General features: G+C 39.2%; 29 protein-coding genes and 2 pseudogenes. 28 read left to right on the top strand and 3 right to left on the bottom strand.

Translation table 11 applies throughout. The features are described from left to right. Positions 1–177 precede the first annotated feature (177 nt). The gene (locus J2Z66_RS05945; protein WP_209970458.1) at positions 178–432 is read right to left on the bottom strand and encodes a hypothetical protein; all 255 of its coding nucleotides are present in this window, start codon (positions 430–432) and stop codon (positions 178–180) included. A 343-nt stretch (positions 433–775) separates the two neighbouring features. Here J2Z66_RS05945 and J2Z66_RS05940 point away from each other — a divergent pair, with 343 nt between their 5' ends. The 9 genes from J2Z66_RS05940 (at position 776) to J2Z66_RS05900 (ending at position 9979) form a co-directional block, all read left to right on the top strand. Then, positions 776–2335 (top strand): leucine-rich repeat domain-containing protein, encoded by a 1560-nt coding sequence (locus J2Z66_RS05940; protein WP_209970457.1) that lies wholly within the window; start codon positions 776–778, stop codon positions 2333–2335. Positions 2336–2815: 480 nt separating this feature from the next. Beyond that, the gene (locus J2Z66_RS05935; RefSeq protein ID WP_209970456.1) at positions 2816–3820 is read left to right on the top strand and encodes a phosphotransferase enzyme family protein; all 1005 of its coding nucleotides are present in this window, start codon (positions 2816–2818) and stop codon (positions 3818–3820) included. A 40-nt stretch (positions 3821–3860) separates the two neighbouring features. Beyond that, on the top strand, positions 3861–4529 hold the full coding sequence (locus J2Z66_RS05930; protein ID WP_209970455.1) for an AlkZ-related protein: 669 nt from the start codon (positions 3861–3863) through the stop codon (positions 4527–4529). Between the two features lie 310 nt (positions 4530–4839). Beyond that, positions 4840–5253, top strand: a complete 414-nt coding sequence (locus tag J2Z66_RS05925) for a hypothetical protein (RefSeq protein WP_209970454.1) — start codon at positions 4840–4842, stop codon at positions 5251–5253. A 91-nt stretch (positions 5254–5344) separates the two neighbouring features. Next, a complete protein-coding gene (locus J2Z66_RS05920) occupies positions 5345–7120 on the top strand; it encodes an RNA polymerase sigma factor (RefSeq protein WP_209970453.1) in 1776 nt (591 codons plus the stop codon). Positions 7121–7311: 191 nt separating this feature from the next. Continuing rightward, positions 7312–7800: an NUDIX hydrolase gene (locus J2Z66_RS05915; protein ID WP_209970841.1), complete on the top strand. Its 489-nt coding sequence runs from the start codon at positions 7312–7314 to the stop codon at positions 7798–7800. 216 nt (positions 7801–8016) lie between these two features. Beyond that, on the top strand, positions 8017–8724 hold the full coding sequence (locus J2Z66_RS05910) for a FeoB-associated Cys-rich membrane protein (RefSeq protein ID WP_209970452.1): 708 nt from the start codon (positions 8017–8019) through the stop codon (positions 8722–8724). Between the two features lie 334 nt (positions 8725–9058). After that, positions 9059–9379, top strand: coding sequence for a hypothetical protein (locus J2Z66_RS05905; RefSeq protein ID WP_209970451.1), 321 nt, complete (start codon positions 9059–9061; stop codon positions 9377–9379). Between the two features lie 120 nt (positions 9380–9499). Next, complete coding sequence (locus J2Z66_RS05900; RefSeq protein WP_209970450.1) at positions 9500–9979, top strand: NUDIX hydrolase; 480 nt, start codon at positions 9500–9502, stop codon at positions 9977–9979. A gap of 415 nt (positions 9980–10394) precedes the next feature. Here the strand turns inward: J2Z66_RS05900 and J2Z66_RS05895 are convergent, their stop codons facing one another. After that, positions 10395–10874, bottom strand: coding sequence for a carboxymuconolactone decarboxylase family protein (locus J2Z66_RS05895; protein WP_209970449.1), 480 nt, complete (start codon positions 10872–10874; stop codon positions 10395–10397). A 418-nt stretch (positions 10875–11292) separates the two neighbouring features. On the opposite strand from J2Z66_RS05895, the gene sigJ reads away from it, so the two are divergent. The 19 genes and pseudogenes from sigJ to J2Z66_RS05800 all read left to right on the top strand — a co-directional run bounded on the left by sigJ (position 11293) and on the right by J2Z66_RS05800 (position 25083). Beyond that, the gene (gene sigJ, locus J2Z66_RS05890; RefSeq protein WP_209970448.1) at positions 11293–12156 is read left to right on the top strand and encodes an RNA polymerase sigma factor SigJ; all 864 of its coding nucleotides are present in this window, start codon (positions 11293–11295) and stop codon (positions 12154–12156) included. Positions 12157–12369: 213 nt separating this feature from the next. Further along, positions 12370–13323: an N-acetyl-gamma-glutamyl-phosphate reductase gene (argC, locus tag J2Z66_RS05885; RefSeq protein WP_209970447.1), complete on the top strand. Its 954-nt coding sequence runs from the start codon at positions 12370–12372 to the stop codon at positions 13321–13323. 14 nt (positions 13324–13337) lie between these two features. After that, positions 13338–13868: a DinB family protein gene (locus tag J2Z66_RS05880; protein ID WP_312894404.1), complete on the top strand. Its 531-nt coding sequence runs from the start codon at positions 13338–13340 to the stop codon at positions 13866–13868. Between the two features lie 90 nt (positions 13869–13958). After that, positions 13959–14204: a hypothetical protein gene (locus tag J2Z66_RS05875; RefSeq protein ID WP_209970446.1), complete on the top strand. Its 246-nt coding sequence runs from the start codon at positions 13959–13961 to the stop codon at positions 14202–14204. Between the two features lie 511 nt (positions 14205–14715). Further along, the gene (locus J2Z66_RS05870; protein ID WP_209970445.1) at positions 14716–15006 is read left to right on the top strand and encodes a hypothetical protein; all 291 of its coding nucleotides are present in this window, start codon (positions 14716–14718) and stop codon (positions 15004–15006) included. Between the two features lie 108 nt (positions 15007–15114). Beyond that, positions 15115–15549 (top strand): hypothetical protein, encoded by a 435-nt coding sequence (locus tag J2Z66_RS05865; protein ID WP_209970444.1) that lies wholly within the window; start codon positions 15115–15117, stop codon positions 15547–15549. 73 nt (positions 15550–15622) lie between these two features. Continuing rightward, positions 15623–16678, top strand: a complete 1056-nt coding sequence (locus tag J2Z66_RS05860; RefSeq protein WP_209970443.1) for a hypothetical protein — start codon at positions 15623–15625, stop codon at positions 16676–16678. A 26-nt stretch (positions 16679–16704) separates the two neighbouring features. Beyond that, positions 16705–17193 (top strand): imm68 putative immunity domain-containing protein, encoded by a 489-nt coding sequence (locus J2Z66_RS05855; RefSeq protein WP_209970442.1) that lies wholly within the window; start codon positions 16705–16707, stop codon positions 17191–17193. A 247-nt stretch (positions 17194–17440) separates the two neighbouring features. Then, a pseudogene (locus J2Z66_RS05850) lies at positions 17441–17829 on the top strand (NUDIX hydrolase). A 71-nt stretch (positions 17830–17900) separates the two neighbouring features. Then, positions 17901–18368 (top strand): hypothetical protein, encoded by a 468-nt coding sequence (locus J2Z66_RS05845; RefSeq protein WP_209970441.1) that lies wholly within the window; start codon positions 17901–17903, stop codon positions 18366–18368. A gap of 181 nt (positions 18369–18549) precedes the next feature. Then, positions 18550–19194, top strand: coding sequence for a DEAD/DEAH box helicase family protein (locus J2Z66_RS05840; RefSeq protein WP_209970440.1), 645 nt, complete (start codon positions 18550–18552; stop codon positions 19192–19194). A gap of 118 nt (positions 19195–19312) precedes the next feature. Beyond that, complete coding sequence (locus J2Z66_RS05835; protein WP_312894402.1) at positions 19313–19744, top strand: GNAT family N-acetyltransferase; 432 nt, start codon at positions 19313–19315, stop codon at positions 19742–19744. Between the two features lie 116 nt (positions 19745–19860). Next, complete coding sequence (locus tag J2Z66_RS05830; RefSeq protein ID WP_209970438.1) at positions 19861–20778, top strand: stalk domain-containing protein; 918 nt, start codon at positions 19861–19863, stop codon at positions 20776–20778. Positions 20779–20925: 147 nt separating this feature from the next. Continuing rightward, positions 20926–21666 (top strand): annotated as a pseudogene (locus tag J2Z66_RS05825) (aminopeptidase); the annotation flags it as partial. 257 nt (positions 21667–21923) lie between these two features. Continuing rightward, entirely contained in the window at positions 21924–22295 is a 372-nt protein-coding gene (locus J2Z66_RS05820) for a VOC family protein (RefSeq protein WP_209970437.1), read from the top strand. A gap of 453 nt (positions 22296–22748) precedes the next feature. Continuing rightward, positions 22749–23474, top strand: a complete 726-nt coding sequence (locus J2Z66_RS05815) for a Stf0 family sulfotransferase (RefSeq protein WP_209970436.1) — start codon at positions 22749–22751, stop codon at positions 23472–23474. A 166-nt stretch (positions 23475–23640) separates the two neighbouring features. Continuing rightward, positions 23641–23778, top strand: coding sequence for a hypothetical protein (locus tag J2Z66_RS05810; protein WP_209970435.1), 138 nt, complete (start codon positions 23641–23643; stop codon positions 23776–23778). Continuing rightward, positions 23762–24601, top strand: a complete 840-nt coding sequence (locus J2Z66_RS05805; RefSeq protein ID WP_209970434.1) for a GNAT family N-acetyltransferase — start codon at positions 23762–23764, stop codon at positions 24599–24601. Before J2Z66_RS05810 ends, J2Z66_RS05805 begins: the two co-directional genes overlap by 17 nt. Before the next feature lie 50 nt (positions 24602–24651). Continuing rightward, positions 24652–25083, top strand: coding sequence for a GNAT family N-acetyltransferase (locus J2Z66_RS05800; protein WP_312894450.1), 432 nt, complete (start codon positions 24652–24654; stop codon positions 25081–25083). 264 nt (positions 25084–25347) lie between these two features. On the opposite strand, the gene J2Z66_RS05795 is transcribed toward J2Z66_RS05800, so the two are convergent. After that, positions 25348–26556 (bottom strand): hypothetical protein, encoded by a 1209-nt coding sequence (locus J2Z66_RS05795; protein WP_209970432.1) that lies wholly within the window; start codon positions 26554–26556, stop codon positions 25348–25350. Positions 26557–26578 lie beyond the last annotated feature (22 nt).

Raw genomic sequence — 26578 nt, 5'->3', positions numbered from 1 at the left:
GATTTAAGTATGCATACAGTTTCGGGAGCCAATATAAAATACCGACAATTGCACCAGCTATTAACGTCATTAGAAAACCAGTCCTGCCAGTCAAACTCCCCCGAAAGAAACCAATAATCATCAGAGCAAGATACGTCAACAAAATAAGCCAAATCCCAACCTTAAAGATACGCTGAATCATGAGAATTGCCAAAAACCTGCTACGGGATCTTGTATTTCATTAGTTGTGATTTTGGCGAAAACATATAGTGCTCCATAACCAAAGAGGTAACTGTGATCAATGATTAAATCCGATTTATCATCAAAGAAGTCAGATGTATTTCCGCTTATCCAGCTTGTGCAATTTTCTATAGATGGGCCTGGGCTTGCATGATATGTAATACAGTCTGTTGTTCTTTTTATTAGCATTTTTTTATAATTTTCCATGTCCATTTTATGAACTCCTTGTTTTGGCATTTGCTAGTGTTCGATCTAAAATAGCACATCCGACACCAGTTTTCATTATATCCCATAATTAAAATGGGCGGAATAGCTTGTTTGACCTCGACCTCGACCTCGACCCTATGAACCATGGCTTCCCATGACCCTGCCAATTAGGTACAAAGGCCGCTGACTTTTTCTACTTGAAATCCTATAATAGAAAATACGTGACTCCCGTTACAGGCATAAGCATTGAGTTGGAAAGCCGATAGAGAAACTTAGGAAGTGTTTATTGAATTTATTGAGGATATAATTAAATGTTAGGTTTGAGGATTCGCTGAGGAGGAAATTTGCAATGAAACAAGTGCTTCAAGAAATCATAGAGCTGCTACAAGGTGATCTCCCACAGTTAGCTTCATCGTTAAACCCACCCGCAACGGAGGAGGACCTTTGCAAAGCGGAAGCGCAATTGGGGTTTGGACTGCCATCTGAGCTTCGGGAGCTTTACCTGATCCATAACGGAGAAAAGGACGGCGGGCCGGGGTTGTTTTTTGGACTGCCGTTTCTATCGCTGGATAACATGCTTGCGGAATCAAGGATTTGGATCGATCTGGAAGATGATACCATAGAAGTGGAGCATTATTCCGTTCCCGCCGACTGGATTAAGGAACAGTACATAAACAGGTATTGGGTGCCGATCAGCAAAGATTGGGGCGGTAATAACCTTGGTATCGACCTGGATCCTGCAGACAAAGGAATAAAAGGACAGGTAATCAATTTCGGGCGAGACGAAGAGGTCAAGTACGTGATAGCCCTCAGTGTTTCTCATTTGCTGCAATTTATCCGAGATACGGCTAAGGAAGGTAATTACAGTATTAATAGGGAAGATGATGCATACATCTCATGGAGCTTTGGCAAAGAAGGAGAAGTTCATTTTCTTGATGCGATTCGCAGTATGAAGCTTCCTGTGCTTGAGCTGCATCGAGAAGAGTCGGGTGTTCAGGACGTAAACATATGGTTTGAGGGACTGGATAACGCTTGGAAAGAAAGAATTATGGGCACTAGCGGCTCTCCAGATGCTTTTCTTCGTGCGAAGCAGCTTCTTTTTATTGGTAAAGGGCTAACGGATATTACACCACTGGGACAGTGCGGGGACGTGCGCGAGTTGGTCCTGAGCGTGAATGAAATTTGTTCGATCGAAGCACTTAGCGGCTGCAAGCAGTTGAAAATATTGTATCTGGTGAAAAATCCGGTTTCGGATCTTCGCCCGCTGCAAAGTCTGGAGCATTTACAGGAGTTGATTATTTCCGGTACGGCCGTTACAGATATATCTCCTCTCAGCTTGCTTCCCAAATTGAAAGTAGTGAATGTCCAACATACGCAGATCCGTGACTTCTCACCCTTGGAGACGGTCAAGAGCCTACGTGCCTTGGAAATTTCCGCACCGGATGCACAGCAGCTTCGCAGTATAGCCGAACTCAAGCAGCTTAAGGAACTGACGATTTCCGGATTAGACCAAATAACCGAAGGAGACTTGGCTGTATTAGGCAAGCTCGTGAACTTGCGCAAGCTGGAGCTGGAAGGGGTTTCTCTGCTAAATATGCAATTTGTAAAGAAATGCCATAAGCTGCGAGAGGTGATTATAAAAGACTCGGTGGTTGAGGATATTTCCCTACTTGCTAAGCTTGAAAAGCTCCAATCCTTGGAACTAAGCGGTTGTCCTAACATAGGGAAGTTGGAAGACTTGGCCTGTTCGGCCTCGTTGAGCAAAATAACGGCCTCTTTCCAGCAATTTACTCTATTAAAAGAAAGTTTCGACCGGGCCATAGATTTTTCCACAATAACCGGGGGAATGACAGAAGAGGAAAGCGGCATTTGGCACGAATATTTAGATCGAGTCCGAGGAAAGTATTGAACGTGAGAAAATGATATAGGACAGGCCATTCTAAAGTGGCGATCAGTCTTCGGTGCCCTGGTTATTAGGAGCCGTAACTCCTTGAAACTAGGGCTTTGATTGAGCTAAACAGAGGGAATTTAGAGAAGTACATTAACAGCCTTTAAATGACGCAGTTATCGCGGATACATATACTCTGCGATTTTTTGTTTTAAAAATAAAATACTCAAAAGGGGGAATGGAAGCTGCTTAGATAAACTTCTGGCAGCACATACCTACTTGAGTTACAACGAAGAGAGGATAACCACGACTGCAGAACTTACATCCAACTCCAAAAAAGCTATGGCATAGAGAGAAACACTCGAATCTCGGTACGTAAGCGAAAGCGCGAGAGCGTCCTTTTTTGAATGTTGGCTTAACCAGATTATGGTATTATTAGGGTGAAACAACAGGTTCGTTATGGTACTTCAGAATAAAACAACCGAGGGATGTGAAGTATTTTTGAGTCCAAGAAGTTTTTTTCCAACCGAAGCATCGATCATATGTAACCAAGCCTTAAATGCCACACTCTGCTCAAATTATTGTTTTGGTGACAACGTGATTTCTTGCCATTTATTTCGTAGGGGTATGCACGATACATATGTAGTTAGAGATGACGTTAAAAAATATTATTTGAAGATTTATTATCATGGACTACGTACAATGGAAGAGATTGAATCAGAAGTGGTTATAGTAAAGCATTTGAAAAAGGACGGTATCAACGTTGGCGAACCGGTTATGATGAATAACGGCAGCTATATATTTGAATTAAATGCGATCGAGGGAAACAGATTTTGTGTCCTCTATAATGAAGTGTTAGGGAATGAAGGTATAACAGGCGACTTAATGACTGAGACGTTAGGCAGCTTTATAGCTTCCATGCACAATTCGTTTGATAAAATCATTACTCCGTTAAATCGCTGGCACCTTGATTCTTCAACTTTTATCGATACATCAATGAGCAATCTTATGAAATATTCAAGCATATATTCTTTCGATTATACTTTCTTGCATGAAATTTCAAATGAGATAAAACAAAGAATCGATAACAGCTTTAAAAAGTGTCTGCCTACATATGGTCTTTGTCATGGGGATATTTATTCGGCCAATGTTCGCTTTGATTCACATCTTAATCCCGCAATCTTCGACTTCGATTTATGTGGGTATGGATGGAGAGCATATGACATATCGCTTTTTCTAAGTGCCTTTGGCTCTGGAGTGGATGCAAAAGCAATGGAGGAAAGAGAACGACGCAAAGAAGTATTTTTAAACGGTTACCTAAGAACTAGAGGGTTATCTGACTTAGAGATTAACTCTATTTACCTGTTCGCTCCATTTCGTCGGATTTTCAATATTGGCAGTCTATATGCACGCTTTGCAGAAAGTTGGGGGCATGATATATTCGTCCATAATGTGAATGATGAAATAAGCATGCTTAAGGATTGGGTTAAAGTTTACAAGATATAACAGAGAAGGACAGAACAATGGAATAAAGGAGTTGATGACTATGGAAGTTTCAGACTACAGTGAATTTGTAGAATTGGTTGAGAAATATAAGATTTTTCCTTTTTCAAGCTTTGTTCCTGAATATCCATCGCTAACAGCTGTGACTGCAAACGATCAGTGGCACACAGGAACCGAGACCGACCCATGGCAATGGCGAGTTATGATCGTTCAAGAAGGCGTGGCTGCTTACGGAAAATTTTTCGGTGACAAAGCATGTTTTATTCATAAAGAACTTTTTCCCATAGTGAAAACTATACTTACATTCAACAAAACGGTCGAAGAAAGATATAATGATGGTCATATTTCAAGAACGGCTTTTCATCTCTATAAAGTTTTGATGGAGCATGGAAACATCGATTCTCGAAATTTACGAGTGAAGGCAGGCTTGAATGCAAAAGACAATAAAAAAGAATATGAAAAATCAATTGTTGAACTTCAGAATAATGGTTATGTAGTTATCACTGGAGCAGCAAAACAAAGTGAAAATGATTTAGGTTGGAGCAGCATGTGTTACGAGCCATCAGACTTATGGTTAAACTCGGTCAAAGGGAATATGGACTATGTATCCATTGAGGAGGCGAAAAATATGATGTTAGTGGAATTATCCAAAACCTGTTCTGATAAATCCTTGAAGTTTTTTGCCAAAAAGTTGAAGCTAGAACTAATTTGATGTTGAATGAGCTTAGGCCAAAAGCTGAAGAAAACCGCCGCTTTGAAATGGTATTCCAGTCATGGAGCGGAAGAGAACTGGATAGCGGAGGTGGAAGAGGAATCGGGATTTCGTCTGCCACGTCTTACCGCTGGTGATGACACAGCTCAGTTAATAAAATATCAAAAAACGTGGCTAAGTTAGACCCTATTTTTTGATAATTGATAAACAGGAACATTTGTTCTATAATGAGTATAAAGCAAGGAACGCGAAAACACAACGTCAAATAATCCGCCTTTAGTAGTAAAAAGACGAAAGGAAATAAGAACATATGAAGTTCAAATTCGTTGTCTTTCTTATTTTTGCTATATTAACATTTGTTTTAGTTGGTTGTAATAATAAGAACGATAGTTATTCGGCTAATGAGAGCCCGCCACAAAACGTAAGCGAAAGTTTCTATAAGAAATCTGTAGAGATTCTGAATTTTTATGTTAAAAAGATTGAAACCAAAACCTTATATACAAATGAAGATAATGAGTATCTATTAGGATATTATCGATCAACACCTACTGAAAGTAGTGAAGAATTAATGATAAAGACATCGCTTACTTATTTAGATTTAATATACAAAAACTTCGAAATAAATCTAAAAGGAAATAAGGAAGATGAAGAAGAATCGAAAATTAAAGAATTTCAAAAACAGCTAAACGAGGTTTTAAATTTATTGGATATAGATGCTAAATAATTTCTAAAAAAAATCTTTCAATTTGTTAGGTTTCCGCTAGTTGCGATGTCTATGCTTTAGGTTGTGATCATGTGCGCGATGGAGGGTTATTTTGTTCAGGGACAATGGCGTACCTCAGGTACATCTAATCGAAGATTTGACGGATACGGAGTTGATCGCGAAGGCGCAGGATGGCGAACGTGAGGCTTTCGGCGAGCTGTTTCGCAGGCATCATGCCAAAGCTTACGGCGTGGCGAGATCCATTGTGCAGGATACCTATACTGCCGACGATATCGTACAGGAGGCTTTGATCAAAGCATTCCTTCATCTCGGTACGCTAATGGATGCCGAGCGGTTCTTGCCTTGGCTGCATCGGATCGTGCGGAATCAAGCATACACCCGACTGAAGACATTGTGGCGGGAGCAGCCGTTGACGAGAATGTTTGGCTTACCCGCAAGCGGAAGAGACGATGACTCCTTTGGTGCGAGCGAGATGGAGCGGCTGATTGATCGGCTTCGGCGAAGGGATTTGGAGCCGTCCGATGAGACAGACCCGGCTGTCCGGTTGGCGCGCTGCGAATGGTATGAGACGATCCGACAACTGTTGTTATGTCTATCCAAAAGAGAAAGAGCCTTCTTCGAATCATACTTCTTCGAGCAATTGTCGCCAAAAGAAATTGCCGATCTGTATCGGACGACCACTGGCAACGTGTACATGGTGTTGTCCAGATCCAAGAAGAAGCTGATGGAAGAACGCATCCGCCGCGATCTCGACCGATATATTTCACATAGAAGGCTGGGTGGAACAATGGAAAAGATGATTTTAAAGAAGCCGCGGGTATTGCACTGGAAATCGCCGTTCTCATGGTCGTACGAACCTTGGACAACGGCGGGCTTCAACATGTATGGCATACTGGAGACGACCGACAAACATGAACTTAGCATTTCCCAGGTACTGGGATTGACCAGTCAAGCGTTCAGGCTTAATATCGTAAGGAATTCAATTCATACTTCCGGTGCGACCAGGTACGATTGGAACGTCATATTACCGAAGGCTATGTACAATTTGGGCTTTCAATGCCGCGTTGTGAGCGGCGGATCCGCTGCAATGGCTAAGGGGGCAGAACCTACCGCACACGCCTCCGAGACATTGGAGGAAGCGTTCAAGCTGATCCAGGAAACGGTGGATCGAGGGGGTTATGTGTTATCCTTCGATTTGACACTGCCGGAGTTCGGTATCATATATGGATACGATGATAATTCCAGAGAGTTCTATGTCGGCGATGTCAATGTAAGTTTTCACCGCAAGGTTGATGAACATGAGCGGTTGCCATACAACCGGCTCGGGCGAACGGTGACGGGCGAGTTGTTCGTCATGGCAATCACGGGAACCGTTCCCGTGACAAAAGAAGGGGCGCTACTCGGAGCGCTTCGACTCATCCTCGACCATGCGAATGGAAAGGAATCGGTAGAAGAAAGCTGCGCAAATGGCTTGTCGGCCTATGAAGCTTGGATTGACGCATTTCGTAATCGGACGGTAGACAAGCACGGCAACTCCTATACGACGGAACTAGCGCATGATGCAAGGCGATATGCGGTACGGTTTCTTGAGGAGACGGCTTCCGAATGGGAAGGTACCAAAGATAACAAAACCGTGGAGCTTCTTATCGAGGCCGCCCGGCATTATGCCCTTTGCGCAGAATCGTTCCAGTCGTTATGCGAAATGTTTCCTTTCGATGGTGAGCGGTCGACGCCTAATGATTCAGATACGGCTAATAGGGCGATAGTGCTTCTTCAAGATGCGTGTGATCACGAGCATAACGGGATCTCCGTTTTGGAACGTCTTTCGGATCATTTGCAGCAGGTAAAGACTTCATCTGCTTACTGAAACAAACGAGACACGATAGTTAAGGAACTTGCACTGCCGGAGCTCCTTTTTCTTTTTATTAAACTAACGGCCAGATTAGTACAATAGCATAAGGTGGAATTTACAGGGATTATTAACTAATAGAGAGGGATTATTTATTTAATACCGAATACTAAACTTATTGCAAATATAAGAAGGGTGCTGTGAAATCAATGTTTTTCGTTAATTCTCGAGCAATAATTGAACGAACCCTAAATGGATTAACCGAAATCGTAATTCAGACACGCAATAAGCCAGATGGACCTCAACGGATTGAACTTCCAGGTGGGAGAATTGATCAATATGAATCATTAGTAAAGGCTCTTATTAGGGAGGTAAAGGAAGAGACTGGTTTGGATGTAGTGGAAATTGAAGGTGAAGATACAAGAATTGATACAGTGGGTATCGACCCGAACTTTGAAGTGGAATGTATACAACCATTTGGTGCATATCAGACCATTAAAGGTCCATTTGATTCGGTTGGTGTATACTTCCGATGCAAAGCACAAGGGGAATTATTGAATTCTGGTGATGAAACTAAGAATCCAAGATGGGTCACAGTAGTCGAATTAAGACGATTAATGAATGACGATCCTCTACAATTTTCTGATGTAGACCGAGCAGGAATTTTATTTTACTTAAAACATATTGAAATAAAGTAAATTATATTTTTATTAGATCATTTAATTATTTTTTCGAGAAGGTCCTGACCTTATCTAACACCATTCATGCTGCGTCGCTAACACTCCTTGGTCCGCTAGATGCATTGGCAGCGAAATGAGTCAGGCATACAACCTCTGGAAACCTAACCGCGGTCTAAGCTTCTCGGGTTCGTGAATACCAGACCATTATAATAAATGACGTTAAAGGGGGATAGCATGAAGATATTAATTGGAGTAATGCTCGTAATTATCCTTGTATTTGTGATTTATTTTATGATCCAAAAGAAAAGTAAGAATAAAATAATGGCAAGTGCATCAAACTTGGATAACTTTAAACCAGTGAAATTTAACACTGAACCAGATTTCCCTGTCGGTTTTGGTTATAAGTGTCAATGGCTTGCTATTAAGACGATGGATACTCAAGGCGTAAAAAATCAATTTAAACTAAGGAATGCTGAAAGCTCCAATTGGGAGTCAGGTATTGCAGGGGCATATAAGGGATATTATTTCATAACACCGCCAGTGGACGGGTGGACATTAATAATTAATTCGACCATGCCTGATCTAAGTGTGCAAAAGGAACCATTAAAGATTATTACAGAATTAAGTACGATATTCGGGGAAGCTTATTATTTTGGAACGCATCGTATTGTTGAGTACCATGGCTGGGCGAAGGCAATTGAAGGGAAAGTAGAACGTGCTTACGGATATGTAGGAGAAAGTGGAGAAACCATCGTAAATATAGGTGAGATAAGTCATGAAGAGATTGAAAATAAGCTGATATTTACTGAACTGAATGTTGAAGAACCTGTATTGCCAAATGAGGAAGATGTGTTAATGATTGCGAAGAAATGGACGATTGACCCACTAATGAATGAAAGAAACTATTCAACTGGAACAGGATATATTGGAACATTAAAATAGAGATTATGAAGGTATTCTAGAGATACTTATAACACCGCATTCACGCACAGGGCATTCGCCCTTCGATCCAGCAGAATTAGATGTGGATTCTGAGATGCATTTTCAGTACCAGGGGAGATAATCGGGACACATCTGCATTATCTAGCACTGCGGCCAGCCACTTTGTGGCATTAAAGTAGTGGGACGTCGTGAATACATAAACTTTAGATGAAATGGCTGCAAACTACAACTTAAAGCAGGTGGTATTATTAAATTTATTCTCTTCTTTTTATTTGTATTTAGTATTGCTTTTTTAGTGGCTTTTAAAAAAAACAAATCAATAGTGAGTGTATCATTGATAATCTTAATATCAGTAATTGTTTTTACAGTTATTTCATTAACATCTAACCTAAAAGAAAAACATGCTAATGAAATAAATAGGGTTATCCATTCAATGGGTGGAAAAGTAATGAGCATTGAAAAAAATGGATTTTTGGGAGATCCAAATACCCCTTTTAAAAAGGAAGTTGGAGAGGCAAATACAATATATAAAATAACTTATGAATTTAATGGAACAACTGAGACGGCATGGTATCGTGGAATAAATGTAATCAATGACATTCACGCTGATACAAATAAAGCTTTTCCAGAAAAGTGGATAATGAATGAAGAATGAACGATAGTATGGGATTTTGCTTAAGTGGCGACTCCTCTTTGTATTGAAGTGATGGGCAAGATAACACAACAGTATTATGGAATATACATGGGATATTAATACCTTGAGGAGGGAAAACATATGCGTTATAGGGCATCTTCTCTTTGTATCGTTAGAAGAAGAGAAGCAATATTACTTGAACAATTCCCTGAAGAAAACGATGTCATAACATTCCGCCCATTAGGGGGCACCATTGAGTATGGAGAAGATAGTAAATCAGCTGTAATAAGGGAAGTAAAAGAAGAGATTAATATGGATATCATTGAAGCAAAATTGATTGGAATTATCGAGAACATCTATCCATGGTACGATCAAATTGGGCATGAATATGACTTTATTTATGAAGCGAGCTTTATCTGCTCTGATGATTATGAAAAGGATGTATTTGAAGGGGTTGAAGGAGACAAACGGTTTTTAGCTGTTTGGAAGAACCTGAGTGATTTTAAGGGAAATCCTCAATATAAACTTGTACCCGATGGTCTATATGAGATGCTTACAAGTGAGCAAAACAGTCTATCTGAAATTAAACATATTAACACAATAGATTTATTCGCTTTTTAAGTCACTCGTGATTGAACTTATGGGACACGCTACCCATCATTAAACAACAGGCTGCCGCGGCGGCCTGTTGTTTCGTTAACGGGCAGGATAAAGTGATACATATGAGCAGACCAGTCAGGGGATGATATTTGATCCGAAACCGATTTTTGATTATTTCTGAGATCATTTCTTATTGTTCTCTATCATATTGTTTCAATCAAAAAACATCTGTATTTAGAGATCGCTTATAGCATTTTATTCCGACCAGTCTTCTAAATAGAAATGTCTAATGCTAATGAAGCCGGACAATCTGTCATAGCCCAGATTGCCCAGCTTCCTTAGTCATTTTTCACGTAGAAACAATTCTGGAAACGTCTTAACTAGACTTTAACTGGTAATAATGCTGATACTCAAGGAAGGCGATGCTCATTTTCAGTTAGTTCAGTCCTGCTTTCGTCAATCCGAACGCAGCATCAGCCGAACCCGGCACGCTCTTGAAGCCGATGCTTATACGGTTCCAAGCATTGATCGCCATGATCGAGAAAGTCAGGTCTGAGATTTCTTTTTCAGACAACTGGCCTCGAACACGATCATAGACGTCGTCGGGAACGCCGTGCTCGGGCAATTTAGTCAGAATCTCAGTCCATGCCAGCGCGGCCCGTTCACGTGGGAGGAACAGAGTCGACTCCCTCCAAATCGAAATATGGTAGAGGCGCAGCTCGCTTTCGCCATGGATTTTGGCTTGCTTTACATGCATGTCCAGGCAGAAGCCACATCCATTGATTTGCGAAGCCCTGATATGAACAAGATCAAGAATTCCCTCTTCAATAGCACTTTCCTTCTCAGCATTGCTGAATTCCATTAACTTATTAAAAAACTCCGGCGATTGTTGCATATAATTTATACGTTGTGTCATCGTGACACCTCTCTTTTCTTTTTTTTAGGTTGTATGAAGCGATAAACTCACTGAATATCCATCGAATCGCAGATCAACCGACACATCAATAAATCATCATAAGGCTGCTGTTTCATTCATCTTTTCATTCTTTTCATTCTTTTCATTCTTTTCATCACCTCATCTGTGTTTCGGGCCTCATACATACAACGAGGTAGGGATTCATTCTGTGACATGTACAAGCAGGCTAAATCGATACTCTGAACATTTCAGCAAGCGATTTTAATCGATCGATACCTTGGTATGAAACTATACAAGGAAGTTAAACTTCACAGTACAAATAGGCTGTGTCACAAAACGACATCTCTCCTCGTCTTATTATTAAGGCTTTCTTTAAGCAAAAACAAAATTATAATAAAGCAAGGATGGTAGTGGATAGATGCAGGAGTTATACAGTCAGTATAAAGGGCTGCTTTTCAAGCTTGCTTATCAATTGACCGGATCGGTTTCCGATGCTGAAGATGCCGTTCAGGATGTTTTTCTCAAAGCATATGACGTGCCGCGGGAGCGTCTGGCCAACCCCAAAGCTTATCTTTGCAAAATGGTAACGAATCGTTGTCTGGATTTAAACAAAGCAGCTCGCAAGAAACGAGAGGAATACTTTGGAGAATGGCTGCCAGAGCCATTTCTCAGTTCGGAGGATGATTCGATGGAATCGGTCGTCCTTGACGATCTCTTGTCTTATGCCATGCTTGTGTTGCTGGAACGATTATCGCCAGCGGAACGGAGCGTTTTTGTTTTGCGCGAGGCTTTAAGTTTTGATTATCTCGAGATAGCCGAGCTCATTGAAAAAAGCGAGGCGAATTGTCGTAAACTGTTCAGCCGGGCGAGCGCAAAGATGGGGCTTAGCCAAGAGGAGCTCATTCCGCATGAAGGAGCAGGTCAAGAGTGGGTTCAAGACTTTTTGGCAGCGCTCAAACAAGGTAATATGAACCAAATCCTATCTATGCTTGATCAGGATGTTGTATTGGTCTCCGATGGAGGAGGTAAAGTTCAGGCTGCCGTTGATCCGATTGTAACACGGGGTCATGTTGCACGGTTTCTTCTTGGTCCTGTACGCCAGGCTTCTACTATTGGAGGAGAAGTAGTTATTGAAATGGGGCGGATTAATGGCCAATACGGCATCATTCTTCGATCAAGCGAGGGCATTCATACGGTAGGGATGTTTCATGTTGAAAATCATTTGATTCGCAACTTTTATTTTGTCCGAAACCCAGATAAGCTGAAGCATGTAGGTAAATGAGTTGTACCCAAATGAATGTGGTAATAAAGCATCCACTGATTATCACAGCATCCGGAGAAGCCTTACGGGATTTAACCAAACTGGAAATGAAGGGATTGCGGGATTGTGATGCCCTTCAACATCTTAATTTTAGAATGGGATTTGATTGAAACAAAAAAATGTGTATAATTATACTTAAAAAAGAATATTTATGCATGATAAGGAGATTGGATAATGAAATATAAAGTATTTGTTGACGGACAAGAAGGTACAACAGGCTTGAAGATCTTTGAGTATCTATCAAAACTATCAGACATAGAGATTCTCAGGATTGACTACGATAAAAGAAAAGATCCTAAAGAACGAAGCAAATTCCTTAATGCAGCAGATATTGTTTTTCTTTGTCTTCCCGATTCGGCTGCGAAAGAGTCCATTGTTCTGATGAAAAATGAAAAAACCAAAATCATTAATACCAGCACTGTCTTTAGAACTAATAATAATTGGGTATATGGTTTGCCTGAGTTAAGAAATCAAAGAGATTTAATACGCACCGCATCAAGAGTTTCCGTCCCTGGTTGTCATGCTACCGGTTTCATCCTTACCATTAGACCGTTGATCGAAGCAGGTATTCTTCAACAAGATTATCCCGTTACATGCTTTTCAGTGACTGGCTATTCTGGAGCTGGAAGAAGTGGAATTGAGGAATATGAGAATTCAACATTAGTTACTGAAAAAAAACTCAATGTCCCGAGACATTATTCGTTACAACTCAATCATAAGCACATCCCCGAAATATTGTTGTATTCAGGACTTTTATATGAGCCATTATTTACACCTATTAAAGCTAATTATGCGCAAGGACTAGCGATGTCAGTTCCCTTAATGAGTAGGTATATGCCGAAAAACCCCTCCGCAAAAGATGTACATGAAGTATTATCAACTTACTTTGAAACAGAGCGTTTTGTAAATGTGATGCCGTACGATTCAGAATCTTACCTCGATGAAGGGCACTTTATGATATCAGAGTGTAATAATACGAACCGATTGGAAATATTTGTTTTTGGACAAAAAGACAAGATAAATATTATTTCAAGATACGATAATTTAGGAAAAGGGGCATCAGGTGCTGCTGTTCAAAATATGAATCTCATGCTTGGATTCGACGAAGGTAATAGTTTGATATACTAAAGGAGGTTATTAAAGTGAAATTAAACTATATAGTTCTAAATGAAATGAACAAACAGTTACAACGGATAGAAACATGTTTAAACCTTTTATCAGATGAACAAGTATGGCACAGATTGAAACCGAACATGAATAGCATTGGCAACTTATGTATGCATTTGACGGGTAACGAATATCAACATTTTGTAAGCGGTTTGGGTAAGACATCTTTTAATCGAACGAGATCAGAGGAGTTTTCTATAGACATTGGTAAGTCCGGAAATGAATTAATAAAACTGCTTAAAGACGTGAGACGACAGTCTTCAAGCATACTTGAAGTTATTACGGAAAGTGATCTAAAAACAAGCATCGCCATACATTATTCAAACGAAGATTGGAATAAAATGATTGTACGCCCGGTTTTCGAAACAATGTCCAATTATTCGAGGGATCTAGAAACAATACTTATTCAAGTTTGCGAGCATTATAGTTATCATGCTGGACAAGTAGTAGTTCTCACAAAATTATTAATTGATAGCGAGGACAATATAACAGGAACGTACCACTAAAGTCCCTAAGCAAGTATATATTTATGGAAAATTATGATATGGAAATACGGAGATAAACTACAAAGACACAGGATAAAGAGGGGGTAGAATTTGAAAAGGTTTGTAGTCTATATAGCTGCTAGTATTGCATGTCTTGTCATGCCAATAATCGGTATATTGTATGGAATATGGGATAGCAATCAACCTAAAATAGGACCAGTAGGCGATGGTAATACAAGTCCTACCATAATTCAATTAATACCATTTTTTTCGATTTTTCTTATGGGAATCATAAATTTACCCATTGCTATTATCCGCTATAAGAAACATAAGGAATCAAAAAGCAGAGAGAATTGAAAATGAACTTACGACAAAAGGTTAACGGGACACGATAGTAGAGGAGCTTGCATTGCGGCAGCTCCTTTTTGATTTAATTGAAGTAACGGGCAAGATAGTGAAACTAAATTCATTTTTTATCGTCAATAAAAACAGAAACAAAAAAATTTTAGGAGTGATTTATTGAACGATTATGTAGGAATAATCATTACATTATTGCTAGCTTTTGGAGTGGTCTTTATACGGAAATCTAAAAGGTATGCTGGCAATTTGACAATTCGTTTGATAGGCTACGCACTTATATTAATGAGTGTTTTCCTTATTATTTCTGTCATAATGGGGTACCTCGCGAAGGCATCACACGGAGATGGGCACTAGACGGACGGTATTACTTCCTAGTCTTGGGTTGTTAATCTAATGAGTAACGATAATCAGGATGCTGCTGCGGCCTGTTTATACGCTATCGGGCAGGATAATGTAATACTTTTATGGAAATAAGTGATGAAACAATACTTAACGGGAGGATTTTTATATGAGTGAGTCTGTTGAAATAATTATATCTCAATATGAAAGGCTAACTGATGAGGAACAACAACAATTGATATCCGGGTTATCAAGGCATTTGGGAAAACCACTACAAATTTCTACAAGCGGGTTATCTCTATATAGTGAAGATGAAATAAAGACTATCAAAAATACATTAAATGGTATCATTCTCACAAAAGAAAACGTTCCAAATATACATGAAGCGCATAAACGGCTTGGAGGTAAGGATTTACCTCAGAAAATCTCCTTTGGTTATGTAACAGACAGCGAAAAATAAGATTCTATATGTTTATCTACAAATTACGTTATCTTGTAACGATATATGCTAAGGAGTGGCATTCATTCGTCATTACATACAACATTAATCAATTAGAAGGAGAAGTATATGAGTTATGATCTCTCTGTCCACCTTAAGGGATTAAATGACAATATTATACCTGAATGGTTGTCTGAAATAAGAAAGTTTAATATGGATGTGGAAATAAATCCTGGTTTTTCATTCAATAATCATTCAGGATTTCTTCCCTTCAAAGTTGTCATCTATGATTGCCCTAACCGGAGTCTGAATAATATCGAGTTAACGACTGGATTTGAATTGTCTGTTAGACGTATTGAAGTAAAGGGTAAGATGGGAACCATTTTCACTAAGATATTTGGCAAACAACAACCATTGAGATCTATTGATAAGAAAATAAGAGAAGCGGACACTGAAATAAGTTTTTACATTGGTTCCAAGGATAGTTTTGAATTTAGGATGGGATGGTATTCAGCCGCGGCGATCGCTTTATTGTATGATGGTGTTTGGAAGGAAGTCAATTAGTTAGACATGCACAGGAAGTTGTTTTGAAAGAAGAAAGGCTAATCAATATACACGAATGGAGGGTACATTATAGATGAAAAGCAGTGTAAACGAACAATTGCATTTAGAAAAAGTCAAAATCCCAAACAATATTATCGAGTATATGGAAGAGGGTACATGGGAATGTCTCGACTATAAACCATTTGTGATACATATAGCCAGCGTTATAAATAAGGGAAATGAAACATTGAGTTATTCACTAGAGTTTTCGCCAACCGGTGGTTTTGAAAAACTTAATCGCAAATTAGAGGAAATGCCGTATATTTCTGATGGATACGGCTGGACCCAGTACATTCTTGATAAACTTAAACAAGATAAAATTGCTTTTAAAGATACCATTGAAAGCGATTCTGAATCGGAAACTTGTGTTTTGATAACGTTTAACGAAAACGATTTTAGAACGCTGCTACAAAAAGTATCTCTCTATGTCAGAGAGCTTTTACTAACGAAAATCAGCGATTACAGTGAAGAAAATAATACAAAAACTATGACGATCAGCCGATTTTGGAGTCACGAAGATGAAGACGATGGAATATGCAAACCTGATATCATGTTTAGAAGACCACGTGTGGACTACAGAATTAGCGAATATATATGGTCTTTTTTGGAAAGCAAGCTGTTATTGCCAAAAAAGATTTTGCAAAAAAACAGTATGGCGATAACCTTATTTATGAGGCCGATAAACAAACATCATAAATTCTTTTATGATTCTGCATATAACACAGAGACCAAGAAGTTCCACCCAGCAATGAGGGGGAGTAAACTAAAGGATATCAGTATATCGTGCAGTTATAATGGTTTTAATGAAAAAATGCCGCCCGCAGAATATGCGGATATTGTTTATGATATGTACTGTTCATTTTTAGTAGACAGTTTTAAAAAAATAACAAAGGAAGAATGTGATGAGTTAAAAGGCATGCTCGATTTTGATGTCATCCATTCGTTTGAATTTCCTGCGACTTTTGATAATCAGAAGTACAGTGGAGATGGAGGCGGATATGGTGGCAGAACTGTAAATTGGATTGTGGATGAAAAGGCTATTCCCTATAATTATCGGGAAACCTACATCAATCAATTTGGAGAACTATAGTGCCTAAAAGAAAGTGGGAGAAGAGCATGTACATAAGCAATTGGTGGGGAGATTTAATTGGCGGTTCCGATGATTCGTTGGCATTAATAGACTATTTGGAACAATTGGACACAACGGCTGTTACGCTCAATCAGATATTAAAGGACTTGGGTTTCGACGTTCTGCTTTCCGAGGCAGACTTGAGAAACGGCGGAAGTGTTGGGTTTGATATGAAAAGCGCTAACGGCATATTTCGGATTGAACTTGATATTGCCTGTGGTGCTCTAATCGATCTTTCAGCCATTGTGTTGGAGTCTCATAAATCAGGCTATGTCGATTTGCATGATTTGGATGAGGCCAGGCAGCCGTGCAAACTTTATATTGATGCATCCGAAGAAAAAAGAAACCTGCTTCGGAATGAATTGTACAAGTTTTCTCGTAATCCGCTGGCTTACGATTTAGCCGCGCTTGTTCCGGCTGATGATATGAGGGAGCTTGCGGAAAATGCAAAAATGATCGCAGATGAGCTGTTATAAGTTGCTTATGAAATAGACAGTAGTATAAAGGAATTGTTTTATGTCTAGAGGACGAAGGGCTGCCGCGTGGTAGCCCTTCTTTACACTAACGGTCAGGATAGTGCAATGAAATAACGCTTGAAAGTAAATTGAATACGATTTCAAAAATATGTCACACATTCCAATGGTTATTTATGGGAGAATAAATCTAAATACCCCATTTTTTTAACGATAAGACCTAAACTATGCCAACAAGGAGGAATCTTTGATGTGGGTTGGAAGTGCAGCTGTATGTGTGAATGACAAAAAACAGATTTTAATGATACAGGGTAAGGATTTAGTTGAATGGGCTGTTCCATCGGGTGGATTAGAAGAAAATGAAAGCTTAGAAGATTGTTGCGTTAGAGAAGTGAAAGAAGAAACAGGCTATGATGTTCAAATTATAAAAAACTCTTCACTAAGGAAGGAGAAACAGTGGGAGGAATTAATTATCAAACCTACTATTTCGAAGTAAAGCTTATCGGTGGTGTTGCCAATATAAATGACCCAGATGGATTAATACACAATATTGGCTGGTTATCATTAGAACAAATAGATGGAGTTATGCATGCTTACCCAGAGGATAAGGATTTTCTAATAAAATACTTACAAGAATAACATACTTAAACAGGGTAAACTCCATGAAACGGGGAATATTATATTGAAAATAATGGCGGAGGAATACTGTTTTGAAACTGTTGGTTCGCTCGTTACTGATATTGACGGTTATTACAATTGGTCTGTCATTTGTACAAGCAGTACATGCATCTGACGGAGCGGAAGTGTTCGATATTAAGAGGGGGGAAATAGTCCAGAGAATCCAAAATTCTCAATTATTACAGAGCCAAGTGAAAGAATGGCTATCCTCAGCAATTGGAATCGCAAGATCTTTTAATATTGAGCCGAATGACGGATTAGCAATAAAGATCCCAGTAACCCCTCCTTACAGTATACATCATGAATTGGTAAATGGTACAGTTACTGAAGTTGTGATGTTTATAGGTCGGTCAAGTACATATTTCCCAACATTGCTTATATTCACAAAAGAAAACAACTTTATTGCTGTCCATATCGCAAACCACCAACTAAAAGACTTTCTTGAGGAAAACAAACTATACACTCCTGAACTGAATTTAAGCGAACCCGTGTTACACTAACGAGACACTAATCGGCAGCCCGTTCCGTTAACGGGCAATGAAGAAGGAAATAAACCCCAACTCGTAGAATATTTCTACCTATACCAAAAGAAAGGAGGATTGAATATGTACTTTCACTGTTTTAAGAAGCCGATAAGAATCCGCCACCTCTCTCAATCTTAACAAATTGAGGAGGATAAATATGAAAATAAATGATAATTATTTAAAAGAACAATTACAACATGTTTATTGGTTGAATGGCGGATGTTGCGCAGGGAAGACCACAATGACAAAGAAATTTGTTGAGGAGCTAGGATTTCAAACACTCATAGATGATGTCTTAAAATATAGACCATTCTCTAAACCTGTTGAATACCCAGCCCTTCAATATCCTCATCCCAATTTAAACTGGGAGAAGTGGTTTAATAGACCCACGGATGTAAAATATCAGTGGCTTTGTCAAATAGTCGTAGAGATGATGGAGTTTTTTGTAGTTGATTTGTTGAAAATGCCTACTGATAAACCAATCATTATTGATTTAGGAATCATGCCCGAACACATATTACCCTTTATCCCCAAAGAAAGAATGATATGTCTTTATACGTCAGATGAAGAAATAGAAAGGTTATATTTTTTTAGAGATGACCATAAGATGATTTTGGATGTCATTAACACTCATACATCAAATCCAGCGGCAACGATTAAACATGGCAACAAAACTATGATAAAATTCTCAAATGAAATTAGAAAAGCCTGTGTTAAAAATGGTATTAAAACACTTGAAAGATCACCTAGGTTAAGTGTTGATGAGCAATTTAGATTAATTCGTGAACATTTTGGATTCTGAGTTGATAAAACCCCTAGCTTATTAAGCTGATGGGGTAACATGTGCAGGCTGCCAATATTAGGCAGCCTGTTGAAATAAAGGGAAACGTATCAGTAATCTATGATTTAATTAGGGGTGAATGATTTTGGATGCAAGGATAAGACTGGCGAGCCCAAGTGATGCAAATGAACTTTCAAGGCTTAATCAAGAGTTTAACGGAGGTGACCAAAGGCCAGCTGCGGACATAATTGAGAGCCTAAATGATAGCGCTGAATTGATTGCTATAGCAGAAATAGGTGGCAAAGTCGTTGGTTTTGGTTGTGCTCAGAGTTTTCGGTCATTCTGTTATAGCGGACTTCAAGGAGAGATTACCGAATTGTATGTTGCGGAAGCTGCACGAAGAAAGGGCATTGCGACTTCATTGATATTTTATTTGGAAGAATGCCTTAAAAAACGCGGAGTGAAAAGTGTTAAAGTACTAACAGGAAGAAGAAATCATGCTGCGATTAAAACCTATGAACAATGTGACTATCATAAGGATGATGAGCTCTTGTTAAAGAAAAAGTTGTAGGACTCTACTAACGGAGAACTATACCGCAATAACCATTAGGAAAGGGTGCCAATATTATCGGCTGCCTTTTCCCCGCTAACTGGCAGGACAATTTAATTAAATAGGAGGTGTGTAAGATGAAAAAATTTGTTATCGGTATGTTGATTGGTGGAATTTTAACAGCATCGACTGCTACCTATGCGTCTGATTCTATTCAAGCTGTACTTTATTCAGTAAAGTATATCATAAACGGAAAAGAGGAAAATCCGATAGAGAATGGCTATCGGACACTCAATTTTGATGGACATGCTTACTTGCCTCTTCGCTACATATCGGATAAATTAGGTGCCGCTGTTTTATACGACGAGGATAGCAAATTGATCACATTGGACAACGGCTTTACAATCATCGATCCCCGCAATTTCATTAGAGCAGGTTACATAAACACTAGTAAGAATACGCAGGGAACTTTAATCGACGGTAAATTGTATTTTAGCGGGAATTCTTTGCAAATGTTTGATTTTACAACCGACACTACTGCATCAGAGGGCGAACTCATCTTTTGGAACTCCGAAGGAAAAATTATTGATAAAGCACCGTTTGCTGTAAACATTAATACGAGAAAGGATCAGATTGTAAGCTTCCATACCATGACTCAATCTGATGTTACGGATTATGAAACAGTTACTCTGGAGGGAACGACTCCAATACATTTGTTACATACGTATAGGCCATTTATGACAACCAAGGATGCAGAAAGCAAAATCATGATTGGACTCGAACTTCTTGGAAAATCTGGGGATTATTCTACTGGAACTTTACAAATTGGTTCATTTGTTAAAGGTATGAACAATATCGAAGCCGTAGTTACATTCTATGGAAATCAGAGTGAAATCCTCGGAAGTGCACGAATCCATGCACCTAGTATCAATGGACCGTTAGACCCAAATATCACCGATCCTATTGGTGAATCAATACCATTTATAGCAAAAGGGGATATAACAAATTATAAAACGTTCGCAGTTAAACTAATTAGCATCACTCCTGTTGAGTGAAGAGTCTTTGTGCTTCCTCCTCCAGACTATCTTGAGGTCTTAAAGTCGAATTATTTAACAGGTTGTTACGCTAGTGGGACGCGCTAATACCAGAAGGACTCCCGTGTGGTAACCCTTCGTTCCGCTAACGGGAAGATTAATGGCAGGCGTTATAACCATACGAAATGGTGTATTCTTCGATATCCCAACTATGCCATGGCACAACAGGCAAACATGTCGACTGAGGATTTTGAGGATTTGTATTTTAATGTATGCAATCTGGACTATTCAAAAATGGATAAAGCTATGGATAATCTAGTCGATTTAATGAATCGCACAGATCAAGTTAGAATTACGGGAGAAGGAACGGATTTATCATTCTCAATCAAAGGCATGCCTACAATTAAAGATGCAGGAATCATGAATATTCCCGATGGTGAAGTGTATACAATGCCTGTAAAAGAGTCCGTCAATGGTATTATTTCATATAATACACCCTCACTAAAAGAGGGCTTTACTTACGAAAATATTCGTTTTGAAATTAAGGACGGTAAGATTATACAAGCTACCGCAAATGATTCTGAGAGAATCAATAAGCTGCTGGATACAGACCAGAATTCGAGGTATTTTGGGGAATTTGGGATCGGTGTAAACCCTTATATTGAGAAACCAATGAAAGATACTTTATTTGATGAAAAAATATGGGGGAGTTTTCACTTTACGCCTGGATGTGTTCCTGTAAGTTCTCCTGGAAATGATAATTGGTCCGAACTACACTGGGACATTGTGAATATCCAAAGGCCTGAGTACGGCGGCGGTGAAATGTGGTTTGACGATATTTTAATCCGGAAAGATGGAATTTTTATTCCTGACGCATTACAAGGATTAAACCCAGAAAACTTAAAGTGATAAATCAGCCCAGCATCAATTAACATTACGTTTTTCCTAACGGAGAAACATTGCTCCACTGCGGTAGACGGGCTAGAGTATCGGCAGCCTGTTAAGCTAACTAAGCTAACAGACATGTTAGTGAAACAACTTTGAGGGTCATTGTTTGTATAATAATAATTGCTTCCGTGGTTACAATACTGGGTGAAACATGTGTTCATCAAAGTAATGTTGTATACTTTAAGCTATAAACCAAATAATTTTTTATTGGAGGAAATATGAAACTGGGTGCATTCTCTGTAAGTCTAAGTGTAAAAGACATTCACAAATCAAAATTATTTTACGAAAATCTGGGGTTTCAAGTCTTAGGAGGCGACATTACCCAAAATTGGCTCATTATGAAGAATGAAAGTTGTATAATTGGTCTATTCCAAGGAATGTTTGAAAAGAATATTCTGACCTTTAATCCCGGATGGAATGAAAATGGCGAAAATCTTAATTCGTTTACGGACATTCGAGATATTCAAAAACAGCTTAAAGCAAAAGGAATTAAATTACTGTCTGAAGCAGATGAAACAAGCGAGGGCCCTGCCAGTTTTACAATTGAAGATCCTGATGGTAATCCCATTCTTATAGATCAACACAGATGAGGTTGAGAGTGGAACAAGTATATACATCCTTAGTATCGGAATGTTATTGACTAATCCAACATATGGTTTATACTGGTAATAAATAGTTGAATGGTGGGATATGTTCAGTGATGATGATGGTGTTTCTGACGGAAATAAAGGTTAATCTAACCTAATAGCACATGAGCGTAAACGAGGTTACTCTACTTAACTAGGTAGGGATAGCTTTGTTGTGTCGTCGTTCATGTACTCCGTAATGAACCATAACATCATCACTGCTTCCGTAGCTTGGGACAAGGCATTGTCTTGTTTAGGCATTCCTACTTAATGGAAGCTGTGGGTGAACGCTTGTTCATTCATGGCTTTTTATATTTATGCTCGGATACGTAGAGATTACATTTTAGTACTGCGTCGACAACTTCGCCAACTATTTATGATTAAGAACAAAAAACTATACATAAGGAGGAATGTTCGATGAAACCTGTACGCAGTTACACAATCTGGTTTTCACAGCGGACCGGAAGTACATTGTTGTATAAAGCACTCGAATCGACGGAGGTAGCAGGAATTCCAAGAGAGTGGCTGACCGAGCCAGATCCCGGCACATTCGGCATCCAGGACATACGGCAAATGTGGCAAAATGGCACGACTCCAAATGGCGTATTCGGGCTCAAGACCTCGTCTGTCAAGCTGGATGACTGGTTGCATACGTTCCAAAGAGAGTTACATCTGCCAGCAGGTCTGTCGAGGCCACAGATTTGGGAAGAAGCCTTCCCCGCTTGTAAACATATTTTTATGACCCGTCGCAATAAAGTGAGGCTCGCGGTGTCGTGGTGGAGAGCTATCGTATCCGGAGAATGGCACCGGGTTCATGGCACAAGACCACATCAGGAGGAGATAGCGGATAAGTATTCCTTTGATGGGATCAATCATTTACTTGTGGAGTGCACGTTGCGTGAAGCTGGCATGGAAGCGTTTTTCGCAGAGGAACGTATTGTACCTATGACGATCGTATACGAAGATTTTATCCAGAACTACGAAGATACGGTTATGAAAGTATTGAACTTTCTGAATATACCGACGGAATCTGTGCAGGTAGCCTCTCCATTCTTCGACCCAATCGCCGATGAAATCGCTGAGAGCTGGGTGCAACGTTTTCGGGAGGAGCGGCAAGCGGGCTGGAAGAACATAGCCTGGTGATTTAAACCAGCAGCATATAACTAACGTGAAACTATAGTGAAGGAGCTTGCTAAATGCAGCTCCTCTTTCCAATTGAAGTAACGTTCAGGATAGTTTAGTTATACATGTACTTAACCAAAAGCTGTGTGGTAAAATATTGTACGCTATAGGGGAGGGAGGCATGACTATGAAACTTGAAACTAATCTGCTATTGACCACAGCGATACAGAATTGCTTTATTGGAAATATCATAACGCAGACAATTAGCAGTAGTATGGATGAATTTTCTGAAAAGGTGCTGTTGTTGATTGAAAAGATACACTGAAGAAAAAATGTTGTATTTAATATCTCTTGTCACGACTGCCGCAGAAAACTACGTTAGAGCTGCAATCGCAAATAAAACGGTATCCGTCGTCTTTTATGAAGAATCCATTCAAAATCATGGTATCTTTTGTTTGGTGGAGAATTCTGATTGTATAATAGCATTTGCTTCTTTCATCAAATACAGAATGAGCGACTCATTATTAGAATTAATTGAAAACAAAATCACTCCTTATTTAAAGGCTACCGAAACAAGAGAGGTCTGCTTTAATGTAAATGGAAAAAACAATGAAATAATTGAATTCGTGAGAGAACTTGGATTCACAACAGATATGGAAGGTTTCCAGTTGAAGTATTCCAACAACAATGGAGTAGGCCTTTCCGATCAGCAACTATTTTTGGAAAAAGGATTCACGCCAGATATGCTCGAAAAATTTATTAATTTATTTGATAGAGCGTATTATAAATTAAACAAAGATAATGGTTGGAGAACAGATAGTTGCCAAATAGCGCCGGAAAAATTCCTGAGAACATTTAATGGATATAATTTAGAAAAACAGGTGCAATCATTTTGGCTGAGCGATCAATTGGTCGGCGCCTATGTTACAAAGGGAGCGTATATTCGCGATTTTGTTATAGATCCCAAATATCAAAACCTTGGATATGGAAGTATCATATTGAAAAGTTGTATAAGCCGTATGAGGTTGCATGGGATGGAAAATATTTATCTGCGTGTGGCTAAAACTAATATTGAGGCCAAAAGATTTTATGAAAAAAATAGTTTTATTGAAATTTCTTGTTTTGCTGAGCATACTTATATTTCATAATCCATCATACAGTGAAGAATTATATAACTTATATTGATCGTATAAGGATGGTGTTTCCCTTGATTAATTTAAAGGACAATAAGGACTTAGGAGAAGTGAAGCATCTACTGGCAGAATGCATGTGGCCTGATGAAGAAAAAATTTCTAATGAGCTGAACAAATACTTAAAAGATAATTCAAGGGAACTTTTAGGAAGTATATTTAATGAGGAGCAAGTAGGATTAATCGGAATCGTATACGAATTAAATGATGAAGTAGAACTAAAACATATTGCGATTAAACCCGATTATCGCGGTAAGGGTATAGGCAGTGAAATGATACATGAGTTTATAAAAACCAAAAAAATCTCAAGAATAAGGGCAGAAACGGATAGAGATGCTGTTGGTTTCTATAAAAAAATTGGTTTTACGATAACAAGTCTGGGAGAAAAGTATCCCGGAGTTGAACGCTTTGAATGTATTATTTCAGTCAGCAGCGATTAGTTAGATCCGAATTTTCTGTTAGGAACCAAGACCGTCGAGAGTCGGCCAAAATGAAGCCAGAAGGGCATGGGTTAAGATTCAAAGTGGGGGACTCTCATATGAATGAAAAATTGTTTCGTTATTATCTTGAACTCAAAAGCTCCGAATCTGGTGTTGATGAAGGTGTGGGAAGCAGGTTTGAAGGCGAAATCTGACAGTCTATTAAAAGGCGGCGGTGGCTGAATCTCGATCCGCTTTTAAATGGGTCATGTACGAGTTGCTTCCCTATCCAATTTCCGATTGTAGTCGCCTCTTTCTATCCAGGTACGTATTTCTTGACCCTATTAGAAGTAGAGCCAATCTTAGGACGATCACCGTGAAGCTTGCAATTCCATCCCAGAACCTATAATGGGACATCGAAAAGTTTACTGTCTCATTATATGCCCTGGAAACAACTGTCAAAAACGCTGGAAACGTGAAAAAAACAAACAAAACGAGCACGATACCGATACCGAAGACGTAGATCAAGCTAAACCAAATAGATGCTTCTTTTTCTGTCTTAGGCAACTGGTTCCACATCCTCCGATTCTCTTGTCTTTTCCTTAAAGTCATGCTCTTTAGGAATAGCATTCCGTTTTGAAAGAGGTTCGATGAATTGGTCGCGTTGATTAGAACAAAATAAACGTCAGTTCGCAAGAAAACCATGAATTGACCTAAAATACCCGTAAACAAAAGAAACGCCACCAAACGAGATATCGTAACGAAAAGCGAATTTTCCGGCATCATTACCTGAACTAATAAACAGATGAAGATGAGAGTAACATCCAGCGCCATGCCCGCAAGATAAGGAAAGTATCGCTCTATTTTTGGTTTGGACCATAACCCGGTCATTTTCGTTTCGGCCGCGACGAAGATAAATCTGCGCGATAAGCGGATCGTCGCTTTTATTCCTTTGCTATAGCTGCAAAAGTAATGTGCCATTTCGTGGAGAAAGATTAAGAAATAGGTCAAGCAAATTACCACGAAAGCATTAATCCCAACAGCCGGCAAAACAAAAATATCCTTGAAATGCGGCAGCAGATCAGGTTTAATCGAAAATAAAACCAGGACGGCAAAAAAATTGAACACGAACAGCTTTGCCGTCCACGAATTGAAAAATATTTTTGAAACCTTGACAATCCGTTCGTGGGAAGATGAGGGTGGCGCATCCGATAGTAGGACGATATCATCGACGCTTTTGACAAATCCAATTGCTAAAAGCTTGGAGAAAAAATCCAAGACGTCGACATCGATTCCATGTTCACGCATCAAATTTGTTTTAATCTCTTCTATCGTTCTGAATCCGTCCGCATCGTTCACGGCGAAAACAGCAGCTTCGGGCACACGAATAAATTTCGGGATGTTCGGATCCCCGATCGTGTACTCGTTCCCTTCCTTTTGGATCGACAAGTGACTCAAGCAAACTTTGGAAAACAACGAAAGCTTAATGTCCATCAAATGACTCCGCTCCTTTCTG

Origin of the sequence: Paenibacillus eucommiae, assembly GCF_017874215.1 — a bacterium.
In the GTDB taxonomy this organism is placed as follows: domain Bacteria; phylum Bacillota; class Bacilli; order Paenibacillales; family NBRC-103111; genus Paenibacillus_AI; species Paenibacillus_AI eucommiae.
The sequence above is the reverse complement of the archived record's forward strand: the minus strand, read 5'-3'. Positions and strand labels throughout refer to the sequence as shown.

Bases quoted from the DNA above. Each gene is read 5' to 3' on its own strand.
- J2Z66_RS05945 (WP_209970458.1), bottom strand. From the start codon at position 432: ATGGACATGGAAAATTATAAAAAAATGCTAATAAAAAGAACAACAGAC.
- J2Z66_RS05940 (WP_209970457.1), top strand. From the start codon at position 776: ATGAAACAAGTGCTTCAAGAAATCATAGAGCTGCTACAAGGTGATCTC.
- J2Z66_RS05930 (WP_209970455.1), top strand. From the start codon at position 3,861: ATGGAAGTTTCAGACTACAGTGAATTTGTAGAATTGGTTGAGAAATAT.
- J2Z66_RS05925 (WP_209970454.1), top strand. From the start codon at position 4,840: ATGAAGTTCAAATTCGTTGTCTTTCTTATTTTTGCTATATTAACATTT.
- J2Z66_RS05915 (WP_209970841.1), top strand. From the start codon at position 7,312: ATGTTTTTCGTTAATTCTCGAGCAATAATTGAACGAACCCTAAATGGA.
- J2Z66_RS05910 (WP_209970452.1), top strand. From the start codon at position 8,017: ATGAAGATATTAATTGGAGTAATGCTCGTAATTATCCTTGTATTTGTG.
- J2Z66_RS05900 (WP_209970450.1), top strand. From the start codon at position 9,500: ATGCGTTATAGGGCATCTTCTCTTTGTATCGTTAGAAGAAGAGAAGCA.
- J2Z66_RS05895 (WP_209970449.1), bottom strand. From the start codon at position 10,874: ATGACACAACGTATAAATTATATGCAACAATCGCCGGAGTTTTTTAAT.
- sigJ (WP_209970448.1), top strand. From the start codon at position 11,293: ATGCAGGAGTTATACAGTCAGTATAAAGGGCTGCTTTTCAAGCTTGCT.
- argC (WP_209970447.1), top strand. From the start codon at position 12,370: ATGAAATATAAAGTATTTGTTGACGGACAAGAAGGTACAACAGGCTTG.
- J2Z66_RS05870 (WP_209970445.1), top strand. From the start codon at position 14,716: ATGAGTGAGTCTGTTGAAATAATTATATCTCAATATGAAAGGCTAACT.
- J2Z66_RS05865 (WP_209970444.1), top strand. From the start codon at position 15,115: ATGAGTTATGATCTCTCTGTCCACCTTAAGGGATTAAATGACAATATT.
- J2Z66_RS05860 (WP_209970443.1), top strand. From the start codon at position 15,623: ATGAAAAGCAGTGTAAACGAACAATTGCATTTAGAAAAAGTCAAAATC.
- J2Z66_RS05855 (WP_209970442.1), top strand. From the start codon at position 16,705: ATGTACATAAGCAATTGGTGGGGAGATTTAATTGGCGGTTCCGATGAT.
- J2Z66_RS05840 (WP_209970440.1), top strand. From the start codon at position 18,550: ATGAAAATAAATGATAATTATTTAAAAGAACAATTACAACATGTTTAT.
- J2Z66_RS05835 (WP_312894402.1), top strand. From the start codon at position 19,313: ATGATTTTGGATGCAAGGATAAGACTGGCGAGCCCAAGTGATGCAAAT.
- J2Z66_RS05830 (WP_209970438.1), top strand. From the start codon at position 19,861: ATGAAAAAATTTGTTATCGGTATGTTGATTGGTGGAATTTTAACAGCA.
- J2Z66_RS05820 (WP_209970437.1), top strand. From the start codon at position 21,924: ATGAAACTGGGTGCATTCTCTGTAAGTCTAAGTGTAAAAGACATTCAC.
- J2Z66_RS05815 (WP_209970436.1), top strand. From the start codon at position 22,749: ATGAAACCTGTACGCAGTTACACAATCTGGTTTTCACAGCGGACCGGA.
- J2Z66_RS05810 (WP_209970435.1), top strand. From the start codon at position 23,641: ATGAAACTTGAAACTAATCTGCTATTGACCACAGCGATACAGAATTGC.
- J2Z66_RS05795 (WP_209970432.1), bottom strand. From the start codon at position 26,556: ATGGACATTAAGCTTTCGTTGTTTTCCAAAGTTTGCTTGAGTCACTTG.